Origin of the sequence: Mycobacterium sp. E3305 (assembly GCF_001666785.1) — a bacterium.
GTDB lineage: Bacteria > Actinomycetota > Actinomycetes > Mycobacteriales > Mycobacteriaceae > Mycobacterium.
This window is the reverse complement of record NZ_LZJA01000132.1, coordinates 1-13,564: the sequence shown is the minus strand read 5'-3', so window position 1 is coordinate 13,564 and position 13,564 is coordinate 1. Positions and strand designations below refer to the sequence as shown.

Annotated in this window: 16 protein-coding genes; 9 read left to right on the top strand and 7 right to left on the bottom strand. The window is 65.7% G+C overall.

The window, feature by feature from the left end; all coding sequences use genetic code 11:
• Positions 1–17 precede the first annotated feature (17 nt).
• From A5701_RS12265 to A5701_RS28175, 4 genes are all read right to left on the bottom strand, one after another.
• Complete coding sequence (locus tag A5701_RS12265; RefSeq protein WP_067753287.1) at positions 18–863, bottom strand: ABC transporter permease; 846 nt, start codon at positions 861–863, stop codon at positions 18–20.
• 9 nt (positions 864–872) lie between these two features.
• The gene (locus A5701_RS12260; RefSeq protein WP_067753283.1) at positions 873–1,691 is read right to left on the bottom strand and encodes an ABC transporter permease; all 819 of its coding nucleotides are present in this window, start codon (positions 1,689–1,691) and stop codon (positions 873–875) included.
• Positions 1,692–2,072: 381 nt separating this feature from the next.
• A complete protein-coding gene (locus A5701_RS12255) occupies positions 2,073–3,278 on the bottom strand; it encodes a CaiB/BaiF CoA-transferase family protein (protein ID WP_067753280.1) in 1,206 nt (401 codons plus the stop codon).
• Positions 3,275–3,448 carry a hypothetical protein gene (locus tag A5701_RS28175; protein ID WP_156670067.1) on the bottom strand — a complete coding sequence of 58 codons (174 nt, stop codon included), beginning with the start codon at positions 3,446–3,448 and terminating at the stop codon, positions 3,275–3,277. The genes A5701_RS12255 and A5701_RS28175 overlap by 4 nt, the downstream gene beginning before the upstream one ends.
• Before the next feature lie 279 nt (positions 3,449–3,727).
• On the opposite strand from A5701_RS28175, the gene A5701_RS12250 reads away from it, so the two are divergent.
• From A5701_RS12250 to A5701_RS12225, 6 genes are all read left to right on the top strand, one after another.
• On the top strand, positions 3,728–4,429 hold the full coding sequence (locus tag A5701_RS12250; protein WP_067753277.1) for an SDR family NAD(P)-dependent oxidoreductase: 702 nt from the start codon (positions 3,728–3,730) through the stop codon (positions 4,427–4,429).
• 48 nt (positions 4,430–4,477) lie between these two features.
• Positions 4,478–4,672: a ferredoxin gene (locus tag A5701_RS12245; RefSeq protein ID WP_067273711.1), complete on the top strand. Its 195-nt coding sequence runs from the start codon at positions 4,478–4,480 to the stop codon at positions 4,670–4,672.
• Between the two features lie 21 nt (positions 4,673–4,693).
• Positions 4,694–6,058, top strand: a complete 1,365-nt coding sequence (locus A5701_RS12240; protein WP_067753273.1) for a cytochrome P450 — start codon at positions 4,694–4,696, stop codon at positions 6,056–6,058.
• Between the two features lie 113 nt (positions 6,059–6,171).
• Positions 6,172–6,615: a hypothetical protein gene (locus tag A5701_RS12235; protein ID WP_197499097.1), complete on the top strand. Its 444-nt coding sequence runs from the start codon at positions 6,172–6,174 to the stop codon at positions 6,613–6,615.
• A gap of 55 nt (positions 6,616–6,670) precedes the next feature.
• The gene (locus tag A5701_RS12230; RefSeq protein WP_067753267.1) at positions 6,671–7,525 is read left to right on the top strand and encodes a hypothetical protein; all 855 of its coding nucleotides are present in this window, start codon (positions 6,671–6,673) and stop codon (positions 7,523–7,525) included.
• On the top strand, positions 7,522–8,094 hold the full coding sequence (locus A5701_RS12225) for a hypothetical protein (protein WP_067753264.1): 573 nt from the start codon (positions 7,522–7,524) through the stop codon (positions 8,092–8,094). The genes A5701_RS12230 and A5701_RS12225 overlap by 4 nt, the downstream gene beginning before the upstream one ends.
• Before the next feature lie 56 nt (positions 8,095–8,150).
• Here the strand turns inward: A5701_RS12225 and A5701_RS12220 are convergent, their stop codons facing one another.
• The 3 genes from A5701_RS12220 to A5701_RS12210 all read right to left on the bottom strand — a co-directional run bounded on the left by A5701_RS12220 (position 8,151) and on the right by A5701_RS12210 (position 11,093).
• Positions 8,151–9,326 carry an acyl-CoA dehydrogenase family protein gene (locus A5701_RS12220; protein WP_067753260.1) on the bottom strand — a complete coding sequence of 392 codons (1,176 nt, stop codon included), beginning with the start codon at positions 9,324–9,326 and terminating at the stop codon, positions 8,151–8,153.
• Complete coding sequence (locus A5701_RS12215) at positions 9,310–10,308, bottom strand: acyl-CoA dehydrogenase family protein (protein WP_067753257.1); 999 nt, start codon at positions 10,306–10,308, stop codon at positions 9,310–9,312. Before A5701_RS12215 ends, A5701_RS12220 begins: the two co-directional genes overlap by 17 nt.
• 128 nt (positions 10,309–10,436) lie before the next feature.
• Positions 10,437–11,093, bottom strand: coding sequence for a nitroreductase family protein (locus A5701_RS12210; RefSeq protein WP_067753254.1), 657 nt, complete (start codon positions 11,091–11,093; stop codon positions 10,437–10,439).
• Between the two features lie 195 nt (positions 11,094–11,288).
• Here A5701_RS12210 and A5701_RS12205 point away from each other — a divergent pair, with 195 nt between their 5' ends.
• The 3 genes from A5701_RS12205 to A5701_RS12195 all read left to right on the top strand — a co-directional run.
• On the top strand, positions 11,289–11,666 hold the full coding sequence (locus tag A5701_RS12205) for a carboxymuconolactone decarboxylase family protein (RefSeq protein ID WP_067753252.1): 378 nt from the start codon (positions 11,289–11,291) through the stop codon (positions 11,664–11,666).
• A 9-nt stretch (positions 11,667–11,675) separates the two neighbouring features.
• Positions 11,676–12,560, top strand: coding sequence for an NAD(P)-dependent oxidoreductase (locus A5701_RS12200; protein ID WP_067753249.1), 885 nt, complete (start codon positions 11,676–11,678; stop codon positions 12,558–12,560).
• A 239-nt stretch (positions 12,561–12,799) separates the two neighbouring features.
• On the top strand, positions 12,800–13,564 hold a 765-nt coding region (locus tag A5701_RS12195), incomplete at its 3' end, for an amidohydrolase family protein (protein WP_067753402.1).

Here is a 13,564-nt window from a genome sequence, read left to right as displayed (position 1 = left end):
CCGTACCACCTCCTTTGCTAACCGGACAGGTTGAAGTTGCCGTTCGTACCGTAAATAGACAGCGAAACCAACAGCGTTACCGACACCACGACGATGAGCGAGGTGCGCACCGCGTTGCCGGTGGCGTTGCCCACGCCGGCAGGGCCACCCGAAGCGAAATAGCCGTAATAGGTGTGGATGAGCAGGATGGTGAGCGCCATCAAGATGGCCTGCAGGAACGACCACAACAGGTCGATCGGGTTCAGGAACGTGTTGAAGTAGTGCTGGTACAAACCCTGCGACTGTCCGAGCAAGAACGTCGTGGTGAACTGACTGGCCACGAACGACAGGATGACGGCGATGCTGTACAACGGCGTGATGGCCAGCATTCCCGCCAGAATCCTGGTGCTCACCAAGTAGGCGACCGGCCGAATCGCCATGCTCTCCAACGCGTCGACTTCCTCGTTGATCCGCATGGCACCCAGCTGGGCGGTCACCCCGGCGCCGAAGGTGGCCGCCAGCCCGATTCCGGCCACCACCGGTGCCGCGATGCGCACGTTGATGAACGCCGCCAGAAAGCCCGTCAGCGCCTCGATGCCGATGTTGCCCAGCGAGGTGTAGCCCTGAATCGCCAATGTGCCGCCGGCCGCCAGCGTCAGGAACCCGACGATTACCACGGTTCCGCCGATCATCGCCAAAGTTCCCGCGCCCATGCTGATCTCGGCGACCAGTCGCACGACTTCGCGCGTGTACCGGGTGGCCGCAAAGGGCATCCCGGCAAGCGCTTTGCCATAGAACAGGGTGTGGTCGCCGATCCGGCCCATCAAGGCGACCGGCCGCTCGAGCTGACGGAACAGTCGCGGATACGTGGCCCTCAGCGCCATTGACAGCCCCTACTTCGCCGTCATCTTGATGCCGATCGCGGTGACGACCACGTTGACGACAAACAGGGACATGAAGGCGTAGACCACGGTCTCGTTCACCGCGTTGCCGACGGCCTTGGCGCCCCCGCCGGTGATCGACAGGCCGCGATAGCAAGCGACCAAGCCGGCGATGAGGCCGAAAAGCGCTGCCTTGACGCACGAAATGATCACCTCGGGCACGCCGGTGAGCAGGGTGATACCCGCGGCGAACGCGCCGGGATTGACGTCTTGGACAAACACCGAAAAGACGTAACCACCAAGCACTCCGATGATGACGACGAGGCTGTTGAGCAAGAACGCGACCAGGCCGGAAGCCAACATGCGCGGTGTGACCAGCCGTTGCACCGGGTTGATGCCCAGCACCTCCATCGCGTCGATCTCTTCACGAATCGTTCGGGCGCCCAGGTCAGCACACATCGCTGTAGCGCCCGCGCCCGCCACGATCAAGACCGTGACCAGTGGCCCGAGCTGCGTGACCGCGCCGAACGCGGCCCCCGCGCCGGATAGGTCCGCCGCGCCCAGTTCGCGCAGCAGGATGTTGAGCGTGAAGCTGACGAGCACGGTGAAGGGAATTGCGACCAACAGGGTCGGCGCCAGTGACACCCGCGCGACGAACCAGGACTGCTCCAAGAACTCCCGCCACTGGAAGGGCCGGCGGAACGCAAACTTGACCGCGTCGGCCGACATGGCGAACAGGGCGCCGACGGCCTGCATCGACCCCGACATGTTCCACTTCAGTTTCAGCTGCGGCAATCCCGCTGACCAGTGGTCGGCACCCTTAGTTGCCATCGGCGCCGACCCTTTCCATCGCTACGAGACTGACAGTCTTGTTGTTGCGCACCGGCTGGGGTAGATTCGGCTGAACCGGCGATCCCAAGCGGATGCCGCCGACCACGAAACGCCCAGCGAACAGCCGAAATTCGGCCGGCGTGGTAACGCTTCTCATCCTCACGCCGGTGCCTCCGTTCGGTCGCGTGAGTTGACGCCGCAAGACAGAGTGCTCCGCGCCTTGAAGCGTTCGGCGATTATGACTCATGCCGAGTCCAGGTGGAGCAAAAAACGCTTAACCGTTATGGAACAACCCGTAACCGCGAGCTCAGGGGGCCGCGAGCGGGTCCCGGCGACAACGAGGGCGGGCCGTAATCCCAACATAGACAAGCAGCTCCACTCTTAAGTGACGGCGCCGGCCGTCTTGAGCTCGATGATGCGATCCCAATCAAGGCCGAGTTCCAGCAATATTTCGTCGGTCTGCTCGGCGAAGCCGGGCGCCGGACCGGTCTGTGGCGCCGCGACATTGAACTGGACCGGGTTGGCGACCAGTTCCAGCTCGCCCGCGCGGACCATGTACTCGTTGGCCCGGATTTGCGCGTCCTCGGCCGCCTGCAGCGTGTCCTGCACCGGCGCCCACGGTCCGGCCAGCGTGGCAAACCGTTCGCTCCACTCGGCCAGCGTGTGGGCCGCGATGGCCTTGGTCAACAACTCGACCGCCTCTGCGGTGTTGGCGGCGATCTCCTCGACGGTCGCAAAGCGCGGATCTTCGGCCAGCTCCGGCAGATCGACGTGCCGACACACGTCGGCCCAGAACTTGGTGGGCTGCATCATCACGAAGGAGATGTACCGGCCGTCCGAGGTCGTGTACAGCCCCACCAATGGATTGTTGGGTGCGCCATGCACTCCCGGTGGCGGGGCCTCGAGTCGCTGCCCGAGATGGTTCGTCAGCGCGACCGTGTGCCCCATCGACCACAGGCCGCTGCCGAGCAGCGACACGTCGACGACCGACGGTTCTCCCGCGCGTTCGCGCTTGAGCAATGCCGCCGCGATGCCCCCGGCGAGGTTGGTGCCGGAGATGGTGTCGCCGTAGGCCGGTCCGGGCGGCGCGATCATCCCCGGCATCCCCGCCGGGGTGATGGTCGCGGCGGTTCCGGCCCGGCACCAGAACGCGGTCATGTCGTAGCCGCCCTTCTGCGACTCGGCGCCACGCGGGCCGAGCGCGCTGCCGCGGGCGTAGACGATGTTCGGGTTGACCGTACGAATGTCGTCGACGTCGATGCCGAACTTCTTCCGATGAGCGGGAAGGAAGCTGGTGAGGAACACGTCGGAGCGGCGGGCCAGCTCGTAGAGCACGTCCTTGCCCTCCGGCACCGACATGTCCAGTCCGATGCTGCGCTTGCCGCGGTTCGCGTGTTCGATGTTGGGGTTCGGATCCCCCTCGACGCGCAACATTCCGGTCTGCCGGAGACCGCGTTGCGGGTCGCCGGTGACCGCGTGCTCGACCTTGACGACGTCGGCGCCCCATTCGGCGAGCACGGCGCCCGCCGATGGAACGAATCCGTACATCGCGACTTCCAGGACGCGGATGCCCTCGAGCGGCCTCACGCCGGGGCCCCCGGTGCCGGCATCCGGTAGCCGGTGGCGGGATTGCTGGACGGGGAGGTTCTGTCCGCGGTGACCAGCCGGCCACCGATCAGGAGTCGACGGTCGACCTGTGACTCAGGCGCGGCATCCGCGATGGTCGCGGCTAGTTCTGCCGTGTCCTGCGCAGGCATTCCGACCCCCTCATGTGGTGACGGTCACGATAATTTCATTCTCTTCCCCGGCGAATCTTACATTCGTGTCTCGATAATTCAAGAAACTCACAGGAATGCGACCGGCCCCTGACCAGCGACGCAAGCGCCAGCGGGTTGCCTGGCCACCCAGTTCAACGCAGGCCAAACAGTGTTTCCCGGGTTTGTTGCAACCCACTCTGCCGTGAGAGTAGGGTTCTCATAATTGCAAGCGAGATTCTTTGTGGCTGAGACGGTCACCTGTGGATTAGAGGTCTCAACGTGAAGACTGCGGTGGTCACCGGCGGCGGATCCGGCATCGGGCTTGCCGTCGCGCGGCGCCTGCGCGCCGACGGTCTGGACGTCGCCGTCATCGACCTCACACCGTCCGACAGCGACCACTCGTTCACCGCCGACGTCACCGACCGAGCTCAGGTCGAGACGGCCTTCGCGGCGATCCGCGCCAAGCTGGGGCCGGTCACTGTTCTCGTCAACGCCGCCGGCCTGGACGGATTCAAGCGCTTCAACAACATCACGTTCGACGACTGGCAGCGCGTGATCGACGTCAACCTCAACGGCGTCTTCCACACCATCCAGGCGGTGTTGCCCGACATGATCGAAGCGAAGTGGGGACGCATCGTCAACATCTCCTCGTCAAGCACCCATTCCGGCGCGCCCTACATGAGCCATTACGTCGCGGCCAAGTCCGCGGTCAACGGGCTCACCAAATCCCTGGCCCTCGAGTACGGACCGAGCGGCATCACGGTCAACGCCGTGCCGCCGGGCTTCATCGACACCCCGATGCTGCGCGCCGCCGAGAAGAACGGGTATCTGGGCAGCATCGACGAGACCATCGCCCGAACGCCGGTGCGCCGCATGGGTAAGCCGGAAGACATCGCGGCGGCATGTGCCTTCCTGGTGTCCGAGGAAGCCGGCTACATCACGGGCCAGATCCTGGGCGTCAACGGCGGCCGCAACACCTGAGCCGTCGCACCTAGGCGATCGTCGGCAACTAATTCGCAAGGAGACACCGTGAAGGTCTGGGTCGATCCGGAACGCTGCCAGGGTCACACGCTGTGCTCGATGATCGCACCGGATTCGTTCGAGCTCAGCGACATCGACGGCAGTTCGTCGGCGATCGACGAAGTGGTGCCGGCCGATCGGGAGGACCAGGTTCGCGAAGCGGCGCAATCATGCCCGGAGCAAGCCATCATCATCACCGAATGACGCGCAAAGGGAGACAGAGCGTTGAGTGTCGACGACACGGTCAGCGATAGCGACCGTAAGAAGAAGCGGTATCAGTTCGAGCGGCATTCCGCGGATTACCGGTCGAACTTCAAGGCCATCACCGAAGAGATGCACGCGAATTGCCCGATGGCCTGGAGTGACACCTACGGCGGCCATTGGGTGGCGGCAGGAAGCCACGAGGTGTTCGAACTCGCTCGCTGCCCCGCGGTGTCCAACGATCACGATGTCAACAACCAGCGCCGCGGCTACAAAGGCATTTCGATTCCGACGGCCAGCCGGATCAACGGGGTGCGCGGCGGCATCCTGGAGATGGACGACCCCGAGCACCGCATCTATCGCAACGTTCTCAACCCCTATCTGTCACCGGCAGCCGTCAAGCGGTGGAAGCCGTTCATCGACGACGTGACTCGGGCCTGCCTCGACGAGAAGATCGAAGGCGGCCGGATCGACTTCGTCGACGATCTGGCCAACGTCGTGCCGGCGGTGCTGACTCTGGCCATGCTCGGCATTCCCTTGAAGAACTGGCAGATGTACAGCGAGCCGACCCATGCGGCCGTGTACACGCCCGAGCATTCCCCGGACATCCAGCGGGTGACCGAGATGCATCGGCAAATGGGGCTCGACCTGGTCAACAACATGATCGAGATCCGCGAGAATCCCCGGCCCGGCATCGTCAATGCTTTGCTCGAGATGCGCATCGACGGCGAGCCCGCCCCGGACCTGGAAATCCTCGGCAACCTCGGGCTGGTGATCGGCGGCGGCTTCGACACCACCACGGCGTTGACCGCCCATTCACTGGAATGGCTCTCCGAGCACCCCGATCAACGCGAGCTGCTCAGCAAGCAACGCGATGCCCTGCTCGACCCCGCGACCGAGGAATTCCTGCGGTACTTCACGCCGGCGCCCGGTGACGGCCGGACCTTCTCCGACGACGTCGAGCTCGACGGCACCCAGTTCAAAGAGGGTGAGCGGCTGTGGATCTCGTGGGCCATGGCCAACCGCGACCCAGCGGTGTTCAGGGAGCCCGACGAGATCGTCCTGGACCGGAAGGGCAACCGCCACTTCAGTTTCGGTCTCGGCGTCCATCGATGCATCGGATCCAATGTCGCCCGCACGGTGTTCAAGTCGATGCTGACCGCGGTCCTCGATCGAATGCCCGACTACCGATGCGACCCCGACGGCACCGTTCACTACGAAACCATCGGCGTCATCCAGGGCATGCGCAAACTGCCGGCCACCTTCAGGCCCGGCCGCAGGGTGGGGGCCGGGCTGGACGAGACACTGGAAAAGCTGCAGCGCATCTGCGATGAGCAAGAACTCGCCCGGCCGATCACTGAACGCAAGGAAGCCGCGGTAATCGACTAGGTGGGCCCGCGACCTCGCCCCGGCGACAGCCGGACGCCGACTGCGCCAATTCTTACGAGTAGGCCTGCTCAGGGTGGCCGCACCCTATATTTGGGCCAAGCGCGTATGCAGAGATGGGAGACGCAGCCGTGAAGACTTTCGCAGTGAGCCTTGCGCTTGCCATGGTCGCGCTGACCGTCCCGCCCAGCGCCCACGCGGGCATGCCGTATGCCAACTACCGGGTGGACACGCCCCGGGACCCCGGCCACAGCTGGATTTGGTCGATCAACCCGTGCGCCCATCCGGAGCCGGAATGCGTGAGCGTGTACGCAACTCCGCAGCCCAACGGGCAAGCGGCGCCCTACCGGGGAGACGCCCATCTGTCGAACGGTCGCTACACCCTGTCCGTTGATGATCCCTTCGGTGTGCGCTGCGTGGTCCAGTTCTTTCCCTCGCATGACGTCTACTCGTGGGATGCGGTGACGCTGGCGGGTCAGGTCGACTCGACGTTCGACACCGGCTGCGGCGGCGGACCGGGGGGCACCAGCAGTTGGCCGTTCTCGCTCGTGCGATGGTAGCCGCGTGAGAGGTATAGGAGTCGGTCGGTCATGAGGGCTGCGGGCAGTAAGCACGATGGCTGAGGCAAAGAAAACGCAGGACGATTCGGCCACTTCGAGAGCCGACGTGAAGGCGTTACTCGAGGAAGCCGAGGCCGAGGCAGCCGAAGCCGAAGCGCTGGCGGCCGCGGCTCGCGCCCGCGCTCGTGCCGCCCGGCTCCGGCGCGAGGCGCTGGCCCAGTCTGAGGCCGAGCCGGAGGCCGAGACCACGGAAGAAGCGCCGGAGGTCGACGAGGACACCACCGACGCCGACGAGCCGGAGACTGTCGTCACCGACACGGCCGCGATAACCGACGACGACGAAACAACGGACGAAGAGGCCCCCGGCGAAACCGCCGAAGACCCCCGATCGGAATCCAAGCCGACTCGCAGGCGACGCCTGCACGTGCCCTCCTGGTCCGTCGTGTGGAAGGCGGCCGTCATCGTCCTTATCTGCGCCTTCACCGCGGCCAGCGGATACATGATGTGGAACCGCCACGAAACCGTCGAGCGCAATCAGCGCGCCGCGAACTTCATCGCGGGGGCCCGCCAGGGTGTCGTCAACCTGACCTCCATGGACTTCAACAAGGCTAAAGAGGATGTCCAGCGGGTGATCGACAGCTCGACCGGCCAGTTCCGGGACGACTTCCAGGCCCGTGCAAAAGATTTCACGACCGTTGTCGAGCAGTCGAAAGTGATCACCCAGGGAACCGTGAATGCGGCGGCCGTGCAATCCATAAACGGGGATTTCGCGTTGGTTCTCGTCGCGGCGACATCGCACATCACCAACGCCGCGGGCGCAAAAGATGAACCACGCAATTGGCGACTCAAGGTAACCGTCAAAGACGAAGCCGGGCAATACAAGATGTCCAACGTGGAGTTCATCCCATGAGCGAGGACAAGCAGAGCACCGAAACCGCCGACGACTCTGCCGAACAGACCGACCGCAATAAAAGCATCGAACCTCGCGCCCGGCGGAGAGTGAAAGCCGTTCCCGCCATCCTGATTTCGCTGCTGCTGATTTCCGCTGGCGTGGCGACCTGGCTGTACTTCAAGCAGTACCGGCCCGATAAGCAGACCGACCCCCGCGTTGCGAGCGCTGTCGTAGGTGCGGCATCCGACGGAACGGTCGCCTTGCTGTCCTACTCGCCCGACACCCTCGACAAGGACTTCGCCGCCGCGAAGTCGCACCTGTCCGGGGATTTCCTGTCGTACTACAACCAGTTCACCGACCAGATCGTCGCCCCGGCTGCCAAACAAAAGTCGCTGAAGACCAGCGCCCGGGTGATCGGGGCCGCGGTCTCCGAGTTACATCCGAACTCGGCGGTCGTGCTCGTGCTGGTCGACCAGAGCACCACCAGCAAGGACAACCCGGACCCCGCGATGGCGTCCAGCAGTGTGCTGGTGAGTCTGACCAGAGTCAACGGCCAGTGGCTGATCACGAAATTCGACCCGGTCTAGAACGCCGAATGCCGCTGCACTAGAGCGGAATTCGCGGCCCGCGATAGCGCCGGCCGCTAGCCCCGTGGGAGGCCGAGCACCCGCTGGGCGATGATGTTGCGCTGGATTTCCGACGTGCCCCCGGCGATCGTCCCGGAAAAGCTGCGTGCGTACCGCTCGAACCAGCTGGCGAAATAATGGTCCAGGTTCATGTGTGCGTACGGCCCGGTCAGCCCGGGGTGCACGAGCCCGTCGGACCCCGCCGACGTCAGCGCGAGCTCCATGCCACGCAGCTCGGCCTCGGACCCGAGCAGCTTGAGCACCGAAATCGCGGCCACGTCGTCTTCACCGCGCGCCGCACGCGCCAACGCCACCGAACCCAACAGCCGCAACGCCTGCTTGTCCATGATCGTGCTGGCGTACTGGTCGCGCTCGACGTCGGTGCTGGGATGAAAGTCGTCGATCATGTTCTCAAGTCGATCGGCGAAACCGAGCCACATCATGGTGCGCTCGTGCCCCAGCGAGCCGTTGGCCACCCGCCATCCCTGGTCGAGCTCACCGACCAGATTCTCCGCCGGCACCCGCACGTCGGTGAAGAAGACCTCGTTGAAGTCCAGATCGTCGGCGCCGCAGATCGACGGGAACGGCCGCCGCACCAGACCCGGGGTGTCGGTGGGGATGATCAGCGCGCTTATTCCCTTGTGTTTCGGCGCATCCGGGTTGGTCCGCACGAAGGTCAGCAGGACGTCGGCGTCGTGGGCGCCCGAGGTCCACACCTTCTGCCCGTTGACCACGAAGTGATCCCCGTCGAGCACCGCGCGGGTGCGCAACGACGCCAGGTCTGAGCCCGCGCTGGGTTCGCTCATCCCGAGCGACGCGGTGATCTCGGCCCGCAGAATCGGCACCGCCCAGCGCCGCTTCTGCTCGTCGCTGCCGAACGACAACAGCGACGCCGCAACGATGTTGACGCCCTGCGGGTTGAAGCTGTGGTAGATCCGGCGGCGGCTGAGTTCCTCGAGGTAGACGAACTGCTGGATGACCGTAGCGTTGCGGCCACCGAACTCCGGCGGCTGGCTCGGCAACAGCCACCCGTTGTCGAACAGCAGCCGCTGCCACCGGCGCGCCCACTGCGGCATGTGCGAAACCGACCGGGGGCGCTCGAGCGTTTCGCTTGCGGCAGGCAGGTTCTCGTCGAGGAAGGCGGAGAACTCGGCGCGGAATTCCTCGACGTCGGTATCAAAAGTCAGCTGCACGGTATTCCTCCGCGATCCGCGCGCGGTGCTCGGCGGCGCCGCCGAGCATCAGCTCACCCGCCTTGGCCCGTTTCAGCGCGAACTGCAGGTCGTTCTCCCACGTGAATCCCATTGCGCCATGCAGCTGTAGGCCGTGCCGGAATACCAGTGACTGGCACTCCCCCGCCGACGCCTTGGCCATCGCCGCCGCCAGCCGGCGGCGGGGATCGTCGGCGGCGATCGTCAGCGCCGCGAAGTACGCCAGCGCCCGTGCGCGTTCCACCGCGACGTGCATGTCGGCGGCCTTGTGCTGGACGGCCTGGAACGAACCGATCGGCACCCCGAATTGCTGTCGGCTGCCGACATGTTCGAGCACCAGGTCGAGGATGCGCTGGCAGGCCCCGACCATGGTGATCGCCAAGCCCGTCAGGGCGATGTGGTGCGCGCGTTCGGAGTCGACGGTGAGCCGTGCGGTGTCCGGCACGCGAACCTCGTTGAATGACAAGTCGGCGACGTGCAGGACGGGGTCGAAGGCCGCGGCGCGCCGCGCTGAGACCTGGTTTGCCCAGATGATGAACACCCCGGCGTCGGTGACCACCGCGAGGCGGTCGACACGGTCGCCGTCGAGGACATGGCGGGCCGTGCCGTCCAAGACCCAACCCTCGGCGTCGCGGTGCGCCGTCACCCCGGCGTGGACGGCGGTGCCCGACTCGTGGGGGTCGAACTGCTCGCCCGCCAACGGTGCGTACTGGCTCATCGTCGCCAGGAACGGGGTGGGATCGGTCGCCCGCCCCAATTCTTCGAGCACGATGGCCAACTCGACGGCGCTTTCGGGATCGCCCAACTCGGTCCAGCCCTGATCCACGTACGACTTCCACAACGGGGTTGGGTCGACGCCATCCTCGGCCACGCTGCGCACCAGCGACGGCGGACATTGCTTGGCGACGGCGTCGCGGACGGTCTTCTGCCACAGCCGCTGATCGGCATCGAACTCCAACAGCATGAAGGCCGCCTCCTGTCACCGCCGTCGTGCGAGAATATCATTCTCGCACGCGGAAGTAATAATCTCGCAAACGGGTTATGGCGTGCCAGGCCGAGTGCCCGGCCAGCCGGGCCGACGGGTTCGAGCGCTCAGCCCGCAGGAGCGGCAAAAAGGTCGTCGGCGGGCCGATCCCAGCGGTCGAGCGCCACGAAATCGGCGAGCGGCCGACGGCGCAGCGGCCCATGCCTGCCCTTGGGCCAACCGATCACGACGTGGCCGGCCACCAGCCAGTCCTCCGGTACGCCGATCGCCTCGCGCAGCGGGCGCTCGCCGCCGTAGGACGCCCAACTGGTCAGGCAAGCCCCGAGCCCCTGAGCGCGTGCGGCCAGCAGAAAGTTCTGCATGGCTGGGAAGATCGATCCGCCGAGCAGAAGCTCCGACGCGGTCGGATAGTGCTGCTGGGCGAACAAGACGGAGGTGAACTCGCCGGCCCGGTCGTGCAATTCGTAGGTCGCGCGATAGGTGCGCGCCCGGCGGCTGCGGTCATCGGCGGCGGGGCGGCTCATGCCGTAGACGGGCTCGATCACCTCCAGGGCGCGGGCCGCCGCCTGGGCCACCACCGCGCGAAGCTCGGGTGACCGCAGCACGACGAAGCGCCAGCCCTGCGCGTTCGCGCCCGAGGGCGCCCATCTGGCCGCGTCCAGGCAGCGCACCAGGGTGGCGTCGTCGACCGGCTCGTCGGTGAAGCGCCGGATGGTCCGAGCGGTCGACATGACTTCCCAGATGTCGGAGCTTACTCCGGTCATGGTCTCTCCTCGTTGATTGCCATGCGGGACAGCCGATTCCGGCGACGCTGCAGCCCGGACGGTTTGCCGCGTGGGCCCGCGGAAGCTGGGAGGCGATGCATCGACCCCCGACTGTAGACCGCGCGAAAGTGCGTCGATGCGAGACTGCGCTCAGGCGATGACAGCGCCACGCCGACACGACGAAGGAGAAGACCATTGGATCGCGAAACCTACCAGCGCGGGCTGCACGTGCGCTCCGAGGTGCTCGGCGAGGAGTACGTCAATCGCGCCCTGGCCGAGGCGGACGACTTCACCAAGCCCCTGCAGGACCTCGTCACCGAATACTGCTGGGGCGCAGTGTGGGGTCGTGAAGAGCTGCCCCGCAAGACGCGCAGCATGCTCAACCTGGCGATGATCTCGGTGCTGAATCGGCCGAACGAATTGCGCACGCACGTCAAGGCCGCGCTGACCAACGGCGTCACCCGCGACGAGATTCGCGAGATCTTCCTGCAGGTCGCCATCTACGCCGGCGTGCCGGCCGCGGTGGACAGCTTCCGCATCGCGCGCGAGGCGTTCGCCGGCCTCGAGGACTAGGAGTTCGGCATGGAGGTTGGATTCATCGGGCTGGGAAACATGGGTTTTCCCATCGCGCGCCGCCTGATTCAGCAAGGCCACGACGTCGTCGCCTTCGACACGCGCGGCGCGGCGCTGGAGCGCATCGTCGCCTTGGGTGCGCGGGCCGCGTCGTCTCCGAAAGAGGTCGCCGACGGTGCCGAGACCGTCCTGGCCAGCCTCCCGACACCGATCGCCTCGCTCGAGGTGGCGACGGGCGTGGCCGAGGGCGCACGCATCAAGCGCTATGTCGACTTGTCCACGGTGGGCAGGCGAACGGCAATTCTGGTCCATCGGCGACTCGCGGAACGGGGCATCGCAGGGATCGACAGCCCGGTCAGCGGCGGCGCTGCCGCGGCCGAGAAGGGCGCGCTCGCGGTCATGGTGTCGGGCCCGCGCGCTGAATTCGAGGCCATCCGGCCGATGCTCGAGGCGATCGGCCGGCCCTTCTACGTCGGGGCCAAACCCGGCTCGGCTCAGACGATGAAGCTCGCCAACAACATCCTGGCGGCCAACGTCCTCGCCGCGACCGCGGAGGTCGTGGTGATGGGCGTCAAGGCCGGTCTCGACCCCACCGTGATGATCGAGGTGCTCAACGCCGGCTCGGGCGCGACGAGCGCGAGCCGGGACAAATTCCCCCGCGCGATCCTGCCCCGGACGTTCGATTACGGGTTCGCCACCGGCCTGATGGTCAAGGACGTGCGGCTGTACCTCGACGAGGCGCAGGAGCTCGGCGTGCCGACGGAGGTCGCCGCCACGATCAGCCGGTTGTGGGAGACGGCCGCCGAGGACCAGGGACCCGATGCCGACTTCACGACCGTGATCAAACCGCTGGAGAAGGCGGCCGGGGTGACCGTCGGTCCGTCCCCCGCCTAGCGTCCCTACCCCGTCGGCAAGGGGCGGACGGCCCTTCTCGATGGGCGGGAGAATGGTATTATCCACATTTAAGAACCATACTTGCACTCAGACTTCGAAAGCGCCTGCTACCAGGGACAACGATTAAACGAAATGCTTACCGGAAACCCCATTGATCGGCCACCGAGAAGAATGTTAGGTTGTCTATCATATGACCCGACCGGGCCCACTTTGGCTGCCCGAGCCGAAGGATGGCTTTCGTGATCGACCACGCTGACGGAACCCGCACGCCTCTTATCGACGCGAGCGTGCACATCTTCTTCCCGTCCAGCAAGGCGCTGCGGAGCGTCTTGCGCGAACCGTTCAAAAGCCGCGGCTTTCCCGACTACGAAATGGACTGGTACGGCGCCCCGGGCGGTGAGTATGCGCCCAACACCGAGGGACCGGATCGGCAGTACCCCGGCTCCGACCCCGAATTCGTTGCCCACGAACTCTTTTCGAAGCGCGGAGTCGACGTGGCGGTCCTGCACCCGATGGGCCGCGGCATCATGCCCGACCGGCACCTGGGCAGCGCGCTGCACGCCGCGCACAACGAGATGATGGTGTCGGACTGGTTGGATTCAGGCGAGTTCGGCGAGCGATTCCGCGGCACGATCCGGGTGAATCCCGACGACATCCCCGGCGCGTTGCGAGAGATCGAGAAGTACCGTGCCCATCCACGCGTCGTCCAGATCGGCGTGCCGCTGCAATCCCGCGAGCTCTACGGCAAGCCGCAGTTCTGGCCGCTGTGGGAGGCCGCGGTCGACGCGGGCCTCCCGGTGGCCGCGCACATCGAGGTGGGCAACGGCATCATGTTCCCGCCCACGCCCTCCGGCAACACCCGCACCTACGAGCAATACGTCAGCTTCATGGCGCTGAATTACATCTACCACCAGATGAACATGATCGCGGAGGGCGTGTTCGAGCGCTTCGACGGCCTGAAGTTCGTCTGGGCCGACGGCGCCGCCGACTTCATCACGCCGTTC

What these genes read in the sequence shown, in the direction of transcription:
- A5701_RS12230 (WP_067753267.1), top strand. Translation starts at nt 6,671, where the DNA reads ATGGCTGAGGCAAAGAAAACGCAGGACGATTCGGCCACTTCGAGAGCC.
- A5701_RS28175 (WP_156670067.1), bottom strand. Translation starts at nt 3,448, where the DNA reads ATGCCTGCGCAGGACACGGCAGAACTAGCCGCGACCATCGCGGATGCC.
- A5701_RS12260 (WP_067753283.1), bottom strand. Translation starts at nt 1,691, where the DNA reads ATGGCAACTAAGGGTGCCGACCACTGGTCAGCGGGATTGCCGCAGCTG.
- A5701_RS12225 (WP_067753264.1), top strand. Translation starts at nt 7,522, where the DNA reads ATGAGCGAGGACAAGCAGAGCACCGAAACCGCCGACGACTCTGCCGAA.
- A5701_RS12235 (WP_197499097.1), top strand. Translation starts at nt 6,172, where the DNA reads ATGGGAGACGCAGCCGTGAAGACTTTCGCAGTGAGCCTTGCGCTTGCC.
- A5701_RS12200 (WP_067753249.1), top strand. Translation starts at nt 11,676, where the DNA reads ATGGAGGTTGGATTCATCGGGCTGGGAAACATGGGTTTTCCCATCGCG.
- A5701_RS12265 (WP_067753287.1), bottom strand. Translation starts at nt 863, where the DNA reads ATGGCGCTGAGGGCCACGTATCCGCGACTGTTCCGTCAGCTCGAGCGG.
- A5701_RS12215 (WP_067753257.1), bottom strand. Translation starts at nt 10,308, where the DNA reads ATGCTGTTGGAGTTCGATGCCGATCAGCGGCTGTGGCAGAAGACCGTC.
- A5701_RS12210 (WP_067753254.1), bottom strand. Translation starts at nt 11,093, where the DNA reads ATGACCGGAGTAAGCTCCGACATCTGGGAAGTCATGTCGACCGCTCGG.